Genomic DNA, 14,077 nt, shown 5'->3' on the forward strand with positions numbered 1-14,077 from the left:
ATAGAGCAATTCGAATACCCGTGCGAAACGCTTGTTCGACCGTCCGGGGGTCATCCGTTCGGCCCACCCCTGCTGCGGCCGGGCCCCCGCACGCCGAGCGTGTGAGCATGACCCAGCGCACCGAGAGCACCGACCCGCGCCCGTCCCAAGGCTTCCCCGCCGAGATCAAGGACGCCGTGACCACCCGGGCGGCCCTGCTGGTCCTGGGAGTGCTGGTCCTCCAGCTCGCCTTCATCACCTCGTACATCGGGGCCTTCCACCATCCGAAGCCCAGCGAGATCCCGATCGCCGTGACCGCCCCCGCCGCACCGGCGGCCGAACAGTCCGTGAAGCAGCTCGCGGCGCTGCCCGGCAAGCCGCTCGACCCGCACACGGTCAAGGACGAGGCGACGGCGCTCGCGCAGATCAACGACCGGGACGTCGACGGCGCGCTGATCATCGACCCGGCCGGCACGACCGACAGGCTGCTGGTCGCCTCCGGCGGCGGAGCCTCGCTCTCCCAGGCCCTGGAGGAGATCGTGGGCCGCGCCGAGAAGGCCCGCGGCCGCACGCTCCGGGTCACCGACGCGGCCCCGGCCGACCAGGGCGACAGCCGCGGCCTGAGCTCCTTCTACCTGGTGGTCGGCTGGTGCGTGGGCGGCTACCTGTGCGCCGCGATCCTCGCGATCAGCGCGGGCGCCCGCCCGGCGAACTCCGCCCGCGCCGTCATCCGGCTCGGCGCACTGCTCGCGTACGCGATCGCCGCCGGGCTGCTCGGGGCGGTCATCGCGGGCCCGGTCCTGGGCGCGCTGCCCGGCGGCATCGCGGGCCTGTGGGGGCTGGGCACCCTGGTCGTCTTCGCGGTCGGCGCCATCACCCTCGCCTTCCAGGGACTGGCGGGCGTGGTCGGCATCGGCCTGGCGATCCTGCTGATCGTGGTGTTCGGCAACCCCAGCGCCGGCGGCGCCTACCCGTACCCCCTGCTGCCGCCGTTCTGGAGGGCCATCGGCCCGGCCCTGCCGCCGGGCGCCGGTACGTACGCCGCGCGCTCCCTCGCGTACTTCAAGGGGAACGACGCGGCCGCTCCGATGCTGGTGCTGGCCGCCTGGGCGGTGGCCGGCTCGGCCGTCACCGTGGCCTGCGCGGCGTTCCGCAGGGGCCGTCCGGGGGCCGCCGTGGGCAGCGGACTCCCCGACGACGCGTCCTCCGATTCTCGATGATTCCGCTCGAAGTGCGCCCTACCGCGCTCCTCCCCCAGCGCGCACAATCACCGTGACGACTCGAGTCGACCGTGAGGGAGGGAACGCGTGCGCAAGCAGGTGCGCGCCGCGGACGGACGCACTCTGACCGTGGAGCGCTGGGGCGATCCGGACGGCAAACCCGTTTTCCTCCTCCACGGCATGCCCGGCAGCCGCCTGGGCCCGGCGCCCCGCGGCATGGTCCTCTACCAGCGCCGGATCCAGCTCATCGCCTACGACAGACCCGGCTACGGGGGCTCCGACCGCCACCCGGGCCGCACCGTCGCCGACGTGGCCCAGGACGTGGCCACCGTCGCCGACGACCTCGGCCTGGAGACCTTCGCCGTGGCCGGCCGCTCCGGCGGCGCCGCGGGCGCCCTGGCCTGCGCGGCCCTGCTGCCGCACCGGGTCACCCGGACGGCGGCGATGGTGGGTCTGGCCCCCCGCGACGCGGAGGACCTGGACTGGTTCGCCGGCATGGCCGCCTCGAACGTGAAGGAGTACACCACCGCCTTCGACGACCCGGAGGAGCTCGCGGCCCGGCTGATCCCGCGCGCCGCCGGCATCCGCAAGGATCCCGGCCGGCTGCTGGACGAGCTGCGCCGGGAGCTGACCGACAACGACCGCATGATCGTCTCGGACGCCGGCCTGCGGTCGATGCTGCTGCGCAACTACAGCGAGGGGCTGCGCCATTCGGCGTACGGGTGGATCGACGACGTGCTGGCCTTCATCCGACCCTGGGGCTTCGACCCGGCCGACATCCGCGGGCCCGTGCTGATCTGGCACGGCGAGCTCGACGTGTTCTCCCCCGTGGGCCACTCCCGCTGGCTGGCCCGCCGCATCCCGGGGGCCACCACCACCTTCGAGCCGGCCGCCGCGCACTTCGCGGCCCTGCGCGCCCTGCCCGACGTACTGAACTGGCTGCTCCGCCAGCCGCCCGCCGACGGCCCGGCCCCCCGCGGCCTGACCACCGGCCGCACAGAACAGCAGCCCGCCTAGGGACCCTCCGGCGACGGCCCGCCAGAAGAAATGGATCTTGCCATCCGGCGAACGGCCGAATAAGCCGCCTCGGAAATCCGTTGCGGTTGCTCTGGAACGGTTGACCAGGCGTCATGTCTGCGGTTGCCAAGGGGGTGTGGCCGAGTAAAGTCCACGCATGACGGCAGCGCGTCGCTGTTTGTCATACGCATGCCCATTCCACATGGCTTCCCCGAGGACGGTGTCGTGAACACTTCCGCAACCCCCCCGACCAGCACGGTCAAGGCCCGCCGGGTCCCGCTCACCAAGATCGACGTCCACACCGCCTCCGCGGTGTCGGCGCTCGGCCGCGTGCTGCCGTCCGAATCCGGTCGTTCGGTGCAGTCGCCGATCTTCAACTCCGCGCTCTGACACCGAAGTAAGCGCTCTAGACTGGTGGAATGACCGGCCTGATCGCATTTCGCGAGATCGTCCTGAAAGTTCACAGCAGATGCGATCTTGCTTGTGATCATTGCTATGTCTACGAACACGCAGATCAGAGCTGGCGAGCCCGGCCGAAAGTGATCTCCCCCGAGGTTATTTCGCATACCGCGTCGCGGCTCGCCGAACATGCCCGTGACCATGCACTCCCCTCCGTCACGGTGATCTTCCACGGAGGGGAACCCCTGTTGGCGGGCACCGCCCGGCTCCGGCTCGTCTGCCAGGAGTTCAGCCGGGCGCTGGCCGGTATCGCGGCCCTCGACCTGCGGATCCACACCAACGGGCTCCAGCTCAGCACCCGTTACCTCGACCTCTTCGACGAGTTCGGCGTCCGGGTCGGCATCTCCCTCGACGGCGACCGCGCCGCCAACGACCGCCACCGCCGCTTCGCGGACGGCCGTACGAGCCACCCGCTGGTCCTGGCAGCCGTCGACCTGCTCCGCTCCGAGCCCTACCGCCACCTCTACCAGGGCCTGCTCTGCACCGTGGACGTGGCCAACGACCCCGTGGCGGTCCTGGACGCGCTCGTCGAACTCGAGCCCCCGCGCGTCGACTTCCTCCTCCCGCACGCCACCTGGGAGAGCCCGCCGGCCCGGCCCGACGGCGCCCCCGACGCGTACGCCCGCTGGCTCCTGCGGGTCTTCGACCACTGGGAGCGCCTCGGCCGCCCGGTGCCCGTACGGCTCTTCGAGTCGCTCTTCTCCACCCTGCGCGGCGGACCCAGCCTCACCGAGTCGCTCGGCCTCGCGCCCACGGACCTCGTCGTCGTCGAGACCGACGGCACGCTGGAACAGGTCGACTCGCTCAAGAGCGCCTTCGAAGGTGCCGCCGCCACCGGGTTCAACGTCTTCGACCATTCCTTCGACCAGGTCGCGGCCCATCCGGGGGTCCGGGCCCGGCAGCTGGGCCTCGCGGGCGTCAGCGGTTCGTGCCGCCGGTGCCCCGTCGTACGTTCGTGCGGAGGCGGGCTCTACACCCACCGCTACCGGGACGGGGGCGCGGCCGGCGGCGACTTCGACAACCCCTCCGTGTACTGCACCGACCTGCGCGAGCTCGTGGACGGGGTCGAGGGCCGCACGGCCCTGCGGGAGACCGCGCCGCAGCTGTCCGATCCGGCCGAACTGGCCCGTTCCCAGGAGGAGCTGACGCGGGTCCTGCTGGCCCGGCTGCACGCGGACCTCGCCGGCGATCCCGGCTGGGCGCGCGCCTGGGAGCTGCTCGACGCCGTGGAGCGGGCCGGGGACGCGGGCGTGGACGCGCTGGACGCCGTACTGGAGCACCCCTTCACGCGGACGTGGGTACTGGCGGCCCTGGACGCCGCCCGGGACGGCGGGCGCGACGGCCGGCGGGACGGCTCCGAGGCGGCGCGCAGACTGACCGCGCTGGCCGTGGCCGCCGTGCTGCGGGGCGGGCTCGACCTGCCGGCCGAGGTGGTCTACCGGGACGGCGAGGTGTACCTGCCGACGCTCGGGCTGCTGCGGCTCGGGGAGCCCGGCACGCAGGGGCGGGCCGCGCTGCGGACCACCGACGAGGGGTACGCCGTACGGGACGGCCGCGCCGAGCACCGCTTCGGGCCCGCGGCGGGGGACGCGCGCTGGCAGCCCGTACGCACCTGGTCGCCCGGGCCGGACGCGGCCCCGGTGGCGCTGGAGGACCTCGACCCGTACCGCAATTGCTTCGCCCGCCCGCCCCGGCTCCGCCTGGGCGCCGGTGAGGCCGAGGAGTGGCGCGGCAGGCTGGACCGGGCGTGGGCGCTGCTGCACGAGGCCGTGCCCGGGTTCGCCCGGGCGGCGGCGGCCGGGCTGACCACGCTGACCCCGTTGGCGGGCGGCCCTCGCGCCGGCGGCTGGGGCGAGGCGGGCCGGCACGGGCCGGGGGCGCTCGGGGTGCCCTACGCGGCGGGGGTGCGGGAGACCGCGCTCGCGCTGCTGACCGGCCGGCGGCGGGCCCGGCTGCGGGCCCTGACCGAGGTGACCGACCTGTACGCGCTGGACGGGGAGTGGCAGCACCCGTCGCCGTGGCGGGAGCGCCCGGTGCCGGTGTCCCGGCTGCTGGCCGACGTGCACGAGCGGGTGGCGGTGGAGGCGTACCGGCGGGCCACACGGGCCGCAGAGCCGGGCGGAGCGGACCGTATCCACCAGGCTCTGGACCGGCTCTCGGAGGCGGCCGAACTGACCATCACCGGCAAGCGGCTCGTGGCGGAGCTGCGCTGGGAGCTGAAGGCGGTCGACGCGTGAGCACCCTGCGGCTGGCCGCGGCGCTGCGGCTGCTGGGGGTGCGTCCCGGGATGCGGCTGCTGGTGCACGCCTCGCTCGGCGGGACGGGGCTGCGCGCCGAGCAGCTGCGCGACGCCCTGACGGGCGTCCTCGGCCCGCGCGGCACCCTGGTGGTGCCGGCGTTCACTCCCGAGAACTCCACGACCTCCCATGCCCATCGGGAGCGGGTCGCGGGCCTGGACGAGGCGGGGCGACGGGCCTTCCGTGACCGGATGCCCGCCTTCGATCCGGCGAGCACCCCGAGTCAGGGCATGGGCTCCTTCGCCGAGGCCGTCCGCACCGCGCCGGGTGCCGCGCGCAGCGCCCACCCGCAGACCTCTTTCGCCGCTCTCGGCGCGGACGCGGAACGCCTCTGCTCCGGCCACCGCCTCGAAAGCCACATGGGGGAGGAGTCACCCCTGGGGAAGTTGTGCTGGGAGGGCGGCCGGGTACTCATGATCAATGTGGGGTTTTCCGTCTGCACCGCTTTCCATCTCGCGGAGTATCGAATTCCGAAGCCCCCCTTGCGCATGTACGAGTGTGTGGTGAAGGTGAACCTTCCGGGGGGCCGGCAGGGGCGGTGGGGGGAGGAGTGGACCGCGTACGAGGACGTCGCACTGGACGACGCCGATTTCGCGGAGATCGGCCGGGCGTTCCCGGATTCCGGGGTGCGCCGGGGGCGGCTGGGAGCCGCGCCGGCCATGCTCTTCTCGATTCCGGACGCAGTCGACCACGCCCTTGAGTGGATGACCGAAAACAGACGCTGATTGACTGAACGATGAGGGGATCTGGCGAAGCAGCTCCGGAATGATGTTTCTTCGCTCGCATCTTCGGGACGGGGGTCGTGTGCCCGCAAAAGGGGAGCCGTACTTTTTTCTGAGTTATGCGCATACACCGAGATTCGGGGCCGGGGGACCCGATCCGGACATGTGGGTGGAGCGCCTCTTCCGCGATCTCTGCGGCCACGTGATGGCGCTGACGGACCTGCCCGCCACCTACGAGGTCGGGTTCATGGACCGGGAGATACGCAGCGGTGAGGGCTGGTCGGAACGGCTCGCGCAGGCACTGGCCAAGTGCCGGGTCTTCGTTCCCCTGTTCTCGCCGCGGTACTTCGCCAGCGAAATGTGCGGAAGGGAGTGGTACGCCTTCGCGCAGCGCACCGTCCACCACGGGGCGGTCAACGCCGGCGGCTCGCCCGCCGAGGCCATCGTGCCCGCGTTGTGGGTACCGGTGCCCCCGGCCCAACTGCCCGGCCCCGCCGAGCGTTTGCAGTTCAACCACAACACCTTCGGCGAGCGCTACGTCACCGACGGCCTGTACGGGCTGATCAAACTGCGCGGTTACGCCGAGCAGTACGAGAAGGCCGTGTACGAGCTCGCCCGGCGCATCGTCCAGGTCGGCGAGAGCGTCCACCTCGATCCCGTCCGCCCGGTGGACTACCGCGTGGTGCCGAGCGCCTTCGGCCCGTCCAACAGCCCGACCGGCAGCCCCGCCCGCACCCTCCACGTCACCGTGGTGGCCGCCTCCCGGCACGACCTGCCGGACGGCCGCAGCCCCGAGTACTACGGGGACAGCGCGCTGGAGTGGAACCCGTACCACCCGGTGTCCCAGCGGCCCATCGCCTACGTGGCCGAGGACCTGGTCAAGAACCTCAACTACCAGACCACCATCGCCTCCTTCGACGACGAGGCCGGGCACTTCGACAGCAAGCAGCCGCCGACCCGGCCCGAGATCCTGATCGTCGACCGCTGGGTGGTGGAGGACGAACACCGCCGCCAGCGCCTGGCCGCCTTCGACCAGGAATCCCGCCCGTGGATCAACGTGGTCGTGCCGTGGAACCGCTACGACCACCAGAGCCGGGCGAAGGAGGCCGAGCTGGCGCGGCGACTGGAGGAAACCCTGCCCGTCAAGATGAGCCAGGGCCGGGCCGCCTGCCGGGCCGCCGCCAACGGCGTGGCCAACATGGAGACGCTCGGGCAGATCCTGCCCCAGGTGGTGGAGGCCGCCGCGCAGCAGTTCCTCAGACACGCGCAGGTCTACCTGCCGGCCGGCAACACCCACACCGACCGCCCGAGACTGCTCGGGCCGATGGGAATGGGCGGGCCTCCCACCCATCCGCCGGCCCCCTTCCCGCCCGACGCACACGACGGCCACAACGACACCAACGACACCGATCGGGGGGACGCGGATGACAGCGAGTCGTGACAGCAGGGACAGCCGTGACGGACGCATCGTCACCTTCTACTCGTACAAGGGCGGCACCGGCCGCACCATGGCGCTGGCCAACACCGCCTGGATCCTGGCGGCCAACGGCAAGCGGGTCCTCGCCGTGGACTGGGACCTGGAGGCCCCGGGCCTGCACCGCTTCTTCCACCCCTTCCTGGACCCCTCCACGCTCGGGGCCACCACCGGCGTCATCGACCTGATCAGCGAGTACGCGTGGGCCGCGACCAGCCCGGTGCAGCGCCCCGACGACTGGCACAAGGACTACGCGCGGATACAGCCCCACGCCGTCTCCCTCACCCCGGAGGCCCTCGGCTGGGAGTTCCCCGACGGCGGCACCCTGGACTTCGTCTCGGCGGGCCGGCAGAACCGCGAGTACTCCGCGACCGTCTCCACCTTCGACTGGGACAACTTCTACGACCGGCTCGGCGGCGGGCTCTTCTTCGACGCCTTACGCGCCGACATGAAGCAGAACTACGACTACGTCCTGATCGACAGCCGCACCGGCTTGTCCGACATCGCGGACATCTGCACCGTCCACCTCCCGGACGTGCTCGTCGACTGCTTCACCCTGTCCGACCAGTCCATCGACGGCGCCGCCTCCGTCGCCCGCCAGATCGACGAGCGGTTCAACGACCGGGGCATCAAGATCTACCCGGTCCCCATGCGCATCGACGAGGGCGAGAAGGAGAAGGCCGACGCCGGCCGCGCCCTGGCCCGGATCAAGTTCGACCGCTTCCCCCACGGCCTGGTGGGCGACGAGCTCACCTCCTACTGGGGCGCGGTGGAGATCCCGTACCGCCCCTACTACGCCTACGAGGAGACCCTGGCCACCTTCGGCGACGAGGCCGGGCTCACCAACTCCCTGCTCTCGGCCTTCGAGCGGCTCACCACGGTGATCACCGAGGGCGAGATCACCTCCATGCCGGTCATCGGCGACGAGGTCCGCCTGCGCATCAGGGACGCCTTCACCCGGCGCCGCCCGGCGCTGCCCGCCGACCTCTTCCTCTCGTACGTCGCCGAGAACCGCATGTGGGCCGACTGGATCGAGTCGGTGCTCACCCGGGCCGGCTTCCGGGTCGTCCCCAGGGACGTCTCGGCCGAGCGGCCCCCCGCGACGTCCTCCTCCGGGGACACCCTCGGCGGCGCGGGCATCAGCATCGACGCCGCCGCCCGGACCGTGGTGCTGCTCTCGACGGCCTACCTCAAGTCCGCCCGGGCGGTGGAGGTGTGGCAGCGCGCGGCCGCCGAGGACCCGACCGGGGGCCGGCGCCAGCTGGTGCCGCTGAGGGTGGGCGACGTACGGCTCTCCACGCCCTACATCGACCGCAATCCGGTGGACCTCTTCCGGCTCGACGAGGCACACGCCGTCAGCGCCCTGCTGCGCGCGGTGGAGCGGCCCACGGCCCTGCCCGACGGCGCCACCAGCTCCACCCATCCCGGCCCCCGCTTCCCGGGGACCGTCCCGAAGATCTGGAACGCGCCGCCCCGCAATCCCGGGTTCACCGGGCGCAGCACCGTGCTGGAGAGGATGCGCGACCAGCTCGGGGGCGGCATGGCCGTGGTGCTTCCGCAGCCGCAGACCCTCTTCGGGCTCGGCGGCGTCGGGAAGACCCAGGTGGCGCTGGAGTACGTCCACCGGTTCATGGCCGACTACGACCTGGTGTGGTGGATCTCCTCGGAGCAGACCGACGACGTGGTCGCGGCCCTCGCGGAGCTGGCCGTCCGCCTGGGCGTGCAGACCGGCGAGGACATGGCGGCCGCCTCCCAGGAGGCGATCGACCTGCTGCGCCGCGGGGTTCCCACCTCGCGCTGGCTGCTGGTCTTCGACAACGCCGACGACCCCGAGACGCTCAAGCGGTTCCTGCCGCCGGGCGGCCCCGGCCACGTGCTGGTGACCTCCCGCAACCAGTCCTGGTCGCAGTACGGGGACGCGCTCCCGGTGGACGTGTTCCTGCGCGAGGAGTCCATCGAACACCTCCAGCGCCGGGCCGACTCGCTCAGCAAGGAGGACGCCGAGCAGGTGGCGGTGGCCGTGGGTGACCTGCCGCTGGCCGTCGAGCAGGCGGGGGCCTGGATCGCGGAGACCGCGACCCCGGTGTCCGCGTACATCGAGCAGCTGGCCCAGCAGGCCGCCCGGGTGCTGAGCCTGAACCAGCCGCCCGGCTACCCGGAGCCGGTGGCCGCCACCTGGAACATCTCCATAGAACGGCTGCAGTCCCGCTCCCCGGCCGCCGTCCGGCTCCTGCAGCTCTGCGCCTTCCTGGCGCCCGAGCCGATCTCCGCGGACCTGCTCTACAGCAAGGAGATGATCGACGCCCTCAAGCCCTACGACCCCTCGCTCCAGGAGAAGCTGGTCCTGGGCCGGGTGATCCGGGAGATCGGCCGGTTCGCGCTGGCCAAGGTCGACCAGGTCAGCAAGAGCATCCAGGTGCACCGGCTGGTCCAGGCCGTGATCCGGTCCCAGATGCAGGAGGAGGAGCAGCGCGAGGCCCGGCACGCCGTGCACCGGATCCTGGCGGGCGCCCGTCCGGACGACGACGAGCCGATCGACAACCCGGCCACCTGGCCGCGGTTCAACACCATCTGGTCGCACCTGACCCCGTCCGAGGCCCGCTACTGCAAGGAGCCGGAGACGCGCAGGCTGCTGATCGACCGGGTCCGCTACCTCTGGAAGCGCGGTGACTTCAAGGCCGCGTACGCGCTGGGCGAGGAGCTGCGGGCGGCCTGGAAGGAGCAGCTGGGCAACGACGACCTGCAGTACCTGTACCTGCGTTTCCACCTGTCGAACATCCTGCGCTCGCAGGGGCGGTTCGTGGAGGCGAAGGAGCTCGACGAGGTCACCCTGGAACGGCAGCGCGCCGTGCTGGGCCCCTCGCACCCGCACACGTACATGACCATGAGCGGCCTCGCCAACACCCTCGGCGCGCTCGGGCAGTACGGGAAGGCGATGGAGCTGGCCACCGACGCCCACGAGGGCTTCAGCCAGATCTTCCACGAGGCGCACCCGCGCACGCTGGCCGCCGCGAACAACCTGGCGCTGAACCTGCGGCTGGTCGGCCAGTACACCAGAGCCCGTGAGATCGACCAGGAGGTGCACGACCTGCGCACGGAGGTGCTCGGGCCGGAACACCCGTACACCCTGTCCTCCGCGAACAACCTCGCCCGCGACCTGCGCGAGGTGGGGCGCTACGAGGACTCGGTCCAGCTGCTCAGCCGGACCTACGACACCTACAAGCGGACGCTGGGAAGCGCCTTCCCCGGCACGCTGGCCGCCGCGAAGAACCTGGCGGTGTCACTGCGCCGGGCCGGCCAGCTGGAGGACGCGCTGCGGCTGACCACGGCCACCCGGGCCCGCTACCGGGCCAAGTACACCGCCGTCAATCCCGACCTGCTGTCCTGCGAACTGAACCTGGCCTCCGACCTGTTCGCGACGGGGGACCCCGGCGGGGCGCGGGACCTGGCGCAGGAGGTGGTCGACGAGTACATGAAGGTGCCGGGCGAGCGGCACCCGTACACCCTGGCGGCCGTCAACAACCTGGCGGTGTTCCACTGGGGCACGGGCGCGGCGCAGACGGCGGAGACGCTGCTGAGGCAGACCATCCGGCTGATGCGGGACGTGCTCGGCGACAGCCATCCGCACACGGTCTTCGCCCTCCTCAACCTGGCCAACGCACGGGCCGACCTGGGCGATCCGGAAGGCGCCCTGGACCTGGAGCGGACGGCGGTGGTGCGGCTGCGCGAGGCGCTCGGGGCGCACCATCCCGAGACGCTGGCGAGCAGCTCCAACATGGCGGTCAGCCTGGACTCGATGGGCCGCAAGGAGGAGGCGGCCCGGCTGCGGACGGAGGCCGTGGTCGAGCTGACGAGACTGCTCGGCGAGGACCACAGCCTGACCCGCTACGCCCGTGACGAGCGCCGGATCCACCGCGACCTGGAACCGCTCGCCGTGTGAACCGACGGTGGGCGGCGGGGGCCCGCGACCGCGGTGTCCCCGCCGCCCACCACCCGACAGCAGGGGGGCGCCGTGCCCGACAGCATGACCTTTCGAAACGAGGACCTGCCGGCCCTCTTCCACCACACCGACCAGGCGGCCATCTCCCGGCAGCGGGAGTCCACCCAGGCGACGCGCGCGCAGCTGATGCTGCTGGTCGCGGCCGCGGTGGCCGCCGCCCTGCCCGACGGGCCGAAGCTGGGCTCGATGTACCTGTTCGGGCTGCTGAGCGCCCTCTCGTACCTGGGGGTACTGGCCGTGGGCATGCGGGCGACCCGGCGCCGGGCCCGCCCGCAGTGGCAGCTCAACCGCAGCGCGGCGGAGTTCATCAAGTCCCTGGCCTGGCGGTACGCGGTCCACGGGGCGCCGTTCGGCAGCGAGGCCGCGGCTCCCGAGGACACGTACCGCACGCGGCTGGAGGCGGGTCTGGACGAGCTGCGCAAGATGGGCTGGGAGGACCCGCGGACCACCGGGACGGTGCCGGAGGGCGGGGAGATCACCGGCGCGATGCAGCGGCTGCGCGGGATGGACTACCACGTGCGGCGCGAGACGTACGTCCGGGACCGGCTGATCGAGCAGCGCAACTGGTACCGGCGCAAGACCGAGGTGTCCCGGCGCGCGACCAACGTGTGGGCGTGGACGATCGTGCTGCTGACCTGTCTGGGCCTGGCCGTGGCGCTGCTGGGGTCGTTCGGGTCGGGCCCGGGGCCGAGGCTGACCGGGCTGGTGAGCGCGGCCGCGGCGGCCGGCATCGCCTGGAACGAGGTGCGGCGCCACCATCCGCTGATCGAGGCGCACACCCTGATCGAGCAGGATCTGGCGGCCATGATGGTCGTGATGCAGACGACCATCACCGAGTCCCAGTGGCCCACGTCGGTGTACGAGACCGAGCGGTACGTCTCGCCGCAGCACACGGACTGGCTGGCTCGGCACAGCAGTTGAGGCACCGGCGCAGCGGTTGAGGAAGGGGACGGGCGGGGTGTGACTCAGTCCCGGGTCACGCCCTCGCGCCAGATGACGGTGACCGGTTTGCCGAGGGCGCGCGCGTAGGCGACGATCTCGGCGGTGCCGCCGTGGCCGCGTGCGGGCTGCCCGTCCCAGACGGCGACGAGCCGGTCGCAGGAGTCGGCGATGTAGGTGCCGGCGGCGTAGTAGGCCTCGTCCGTGGAGCGGGGGAAGTCCATCCGGATCTCCTGGGTGGCCCGGAGCCTGAGCTGCTCGTAGCGGGCCAGGGCTGCGGCGTCCTCGAAGGTCTGCTCGTAGTCCCCGCTGGGGATCACCACGGTGAGGTCGGCGCCGCATTCGAGGGCGATGGCGGCGAACATCTGGTCCGCGCCCTCCGCGAGGCTGGAGAAGGCCTCCAACGGCCCCTCGCGGCCGGCCAGTACGGCGCGCAGGCCGCTCTCCACATGGCCGAGCACCGCGTCCGGGATGGACCGGTGCCCGGTCACGCCGATGCGTTTCATGCAAAAGCCTCCCCCCGTCAACACCCCTGGACATCCTCCCAGAAGCGGGGAGTACGTCCAGGGGTGCGGCGGGGGCGCGTGGGTCACCGTCAGTAGACGCTGACCCCGTAGGCGTTGAGCGCCTCGACCACGGGCTGGAAGAAGGTGGTCCCGCCCGAGGAGCAGTTGCCGCTGCCTCCGGAGGTGAGGCCGACGGCGCGGGTGCCCGAGTAGAGCGGGCCGCCGCTGTCGCCCGGTTCGGCGCACACGTTGGTGCGGATCATGCCGTAGACGATGTCGCCGCCGCCGTAGTTGACGGTGGCGTTTAGGCCGGTCACCGAACCGCTGTGGGTGCCGGTCGTGGAGCCGCGCCGCGTGACGGACATGCCGACGGTGGCGTTGACGGCGCTGGTGATGTCCTGGCTGCCGACGGTGCCGGGCGGCACCGGCGAGTTGCTCGCGTACTTGATGAGGCCGTAGTCGTTGTTCGGGAAGCTGGAGCCGACGGTGGAGCCGACCACGGTGGTGCGCGCCGAGTTGCTCCACCAGGTGCCCGCGCCGTCGGTGCAGTGGCCTGCGGTCAGGGCGTAGTACGTGGTGCCGCTGCGCACGTTGAAGCCGAGCGAGCAGCGCCAGCCGGAGGCGTAGATGGCGTCGCCGCCGGAGACCAGTTTGGTGAGCTTGCCGGGGGTGCGCTCGATGCGCAGGGCTGCGGCGTCGGCTCCGGCCTCGCGCTTGATCCTGGCGATGTCGGCGGCGGAGACGGTGGAGTCGGCGGTGACCACGAGGGTCCCGGTGGCGGAGTCGATGTGCCAGGCGGTGCCCGCTACGTCGGCGCGCAGGACGGATGCGCCGGCCGCGGCGAGCCGGTCGGCGCTGAAGCCGTCCTGTGGGTCCGCGCTCGCCGCGGTGGGGACGGCGAACGCTGCCGCGGCGGCCAGGCCGGTGGCCATCGCGAGCAGCCTGTTACGGGTCTTGCGCTTGATCCTCACTTCTCGTCCTCCTGGAGAGGGTCGGGGGCCGGCGGTCGTGGGGGTGCCTGGGCCCGTGAGGCGCAGCCGGGGGCACGGGGGTCGCATGCATTTTGACCGTGTCCCTGACAAGCGCTGACGGGAGTGTGCGGTCGTCAGATATCGGTCGCAAGAGCGGCTTTCAGCCGCCGCTCGCCGGCCGGGACGCCCCCGACCGGCGCGTCCCCCGGCGTGGGAACGGAGAGACGAAATGGTCCGCGACGGCGCACGGGGGCAGCAGGGACCGAGGGGAATCCACAGCGGGTCGCGCCGTGCGCGCCGGGTATCCCGGACTCCGGGAAACCCGGGTCGGGGTCGTACGGTGTGGTCGCCCTGCCGGCGCCGGCCCGGCGGACCGCGCGGCCGCGGTCCAGGACGCGCGCCGCTCCCGGCCCCGCGCGGCGGACACGGACGGGGCGCGCCTCCCGTACGGCGAGCCGGGAGCGCGAGGACGGGGCCGCGGCGGCGCCGGCCG

At 72.4% G+C, this 14,077-nt stretch carries 10 protein-coding genes; 8 read left to right on the forward strand and 2 right to left on the reverse strand.

The features are described 5' to 3' along the window. Positions 1-107: 107 nt before the first annotated feature. From AC07DU_RS15745 to AC07DU_RS15780, 8 genes are all read left to right on the forward strand, one after another. Positions 108-1,199, forward strand: coding sequence for a DUF3533 domain-containing protein (locus AC07DU_RS15745; RefSeq protein ID WP_479111813.1), 1,092 nt, complete (start codon positions 108-110; stop codon positions 1,197-1,199). An 87-nt stretch (positions 1,200-1,286) separates the two neighbouring features. After that, positions 1,287-2,216 (forward strand): alpha/beta fold hydrolase, encoded by a 930-nt coding sequence (locus tag AC07DU_RS15750; protein ID WP_479111815.1) that lies wholly within the window; start codon positions 1,287-1,289, stop codon positions 2,214-2,216. Positions 2,217-2,441: 225 nt separating this feature from the next. Next, complete coding sequence (locus AC07DU_RS15755) at positions 2,442-2,606, forward strand: FxSxx-COOH cyclophane-containing RiPP peptide (RefSeq protein ID WP_479111817.1); 165 nt, start codon at positions 2,442-2,444, stop codon at positions 2,604-2,606. A 29-nt stretch (positions 2,607-2,635) separates the two neighbouring features. Further along, the gene (gene fxsBH, locus AC07DU_RS15760) at positions 2,636-4,912 is read left to right on the forward strand and encodes a radical SAM/SPASM protein FxsBH, inactivated beta-hydroxylase extension form (RefSeq protein WP_479111819.1); all 2,277 of its coding nucleotides are present in this window, start codon (positions 2,636-2,638) and stop codon (positions 4,910-4,912) included. Positions 4,913-4,962: 50 nt separating this feature from the next. Further along, positions 4,963-5,697 carry an AAC(3) family N-acetyltransferase gene (locus AC07DU_RS15765; protein WP_479111882.1) on the forward strand — a complete coding sequence of 245 codons (735 nt, stop codon included), beginning with the start codon at positions 4,963-4,965 and terminating at the stop codon, positions 5,695-5,697. Between the two features lie 43 nt (positions 5,698-5,740). Then, positions 5,741-7,135 (forward strand): TIR-like protein FxsC, encoded by a 1,395-nt coding sequence (locus AC07DU_RS15770; protein ID WP_360888005.1) that lies wholly within the window; start codon positions 5,741-5,743, stop codon positions 7,133-7,135. Continuing rightward, positions 7,119-11,108, forward strand: coding sequence for an FxSxx-COOH system tetratricopeptide repeat protein (gene fxsT / locus AC07DU_RS15775; RefSeq protein WP_479031792.1), 3,990 nt, complete (start codon positions 7,119-7,121; stop codon positions 11,106-11,108). Before AC07DU_RS15770 ends, fxsT begins: the two co-directional genes overlap by 17 nt. Positions 11,109-11,192: 84 nt before the next feature. After that, positions 11,193-12,089, forward strand: coding sequence for a DUF4231 domain-containing protein (locus AC07DU_RS15780; protein ID WP_360888008.1), 897 nt, complete (start codon positions 11,193-11,195; stop codon positions 12,087-12,089). A 44-nt stretch (positions 12,090-12,133) separates the two neighbouring features. Here AC07DU_RS15780 and AC07DU_RS15785 read toward each other — a convergent pair whose 3' ends face one another. Together AC07DU_RS15785 and AC07DU_RS15790 are read right to left on the reverse strand one after the other, a co-directional pair. Further along, on the reverse strand, positions 12,134-12,613 hold the full coding sequence (locus tag AC07DU_RS15785) for a hypothetical protein (protein ID WP_479111821.1): 480 nt from the start codon (positions 12,611-12,613) through the stop codon (positions 12,134-12,136). 89 nt (positions 12,614-12,702) lie between these two features. After that, on the reverse strand, positions 12,703-13,584 hold the full coding sequence (locus tag AC07DU_RS15790; RefSeq protein WP_479111823.1) for a S1 family peptidase: 882 nt from the start codon (positions 13,582-13,584) through the stop codon (positions 12,703-12,705). Positions 13,585-14,077 lie beyond the last annotated feature (493 nt).

It is taken from the genome of Streptomyces sp. NPDC045695, assembly GCF_056432025.1.

Bases quoted from the DNA above. Each gene is read 5' to 3' on its own strand.
- AC07DU_RS15765 (WP_479111882.1), top strand. From the start codon at position 4,963: ATGCGGCTGCTGGTGCACGCCTCGCTCGGCGGGACGGGGCTGCGCGCC.
- AC07DU_RS15780 (WP_360888008.1), top strand. From the start codon at position 11,193: ATGACCTTTCGAAACGAGGACCTGCCGGCCCTCTTCCACCACACCGAC.
- fxsT (WP_479031792.1), top strand. From the start codon at position 7,119: ATGACAGCGAGTCGTGACAGCAGGGACAGCCGTGACGGACGCATCGTC.
- AC07DU_RS15785 (WP_479111821.1), bottom strand. From the start codon at position 12,613: ATGAAACGCATCGGCGTGACCGGGCACCGGTCCATCCCGGACGCGGTG.
- AC07DU_RS15770 (WP_360888005.1), top strand. From the start codon at position 5,741: ATGTTTCTTCGCTCGCATCTTCGGGACGGGGGTCGTGTGCCCGCAAAA.
- AC07DU_RS15745 (WP_479111813.1), top strand. From the start codon at position 108: ATGACCCAGCGCACCGAGAGCACCGACCCGCGCCCGTCCCAAGGCTTC.
- fxsBH (WP_479111819.1), top strand. From the start codon at position 2,636: ATGACCGGCCTGATCGCATTTCGCGAGATCGTCCTGAAAGTTCACAGC.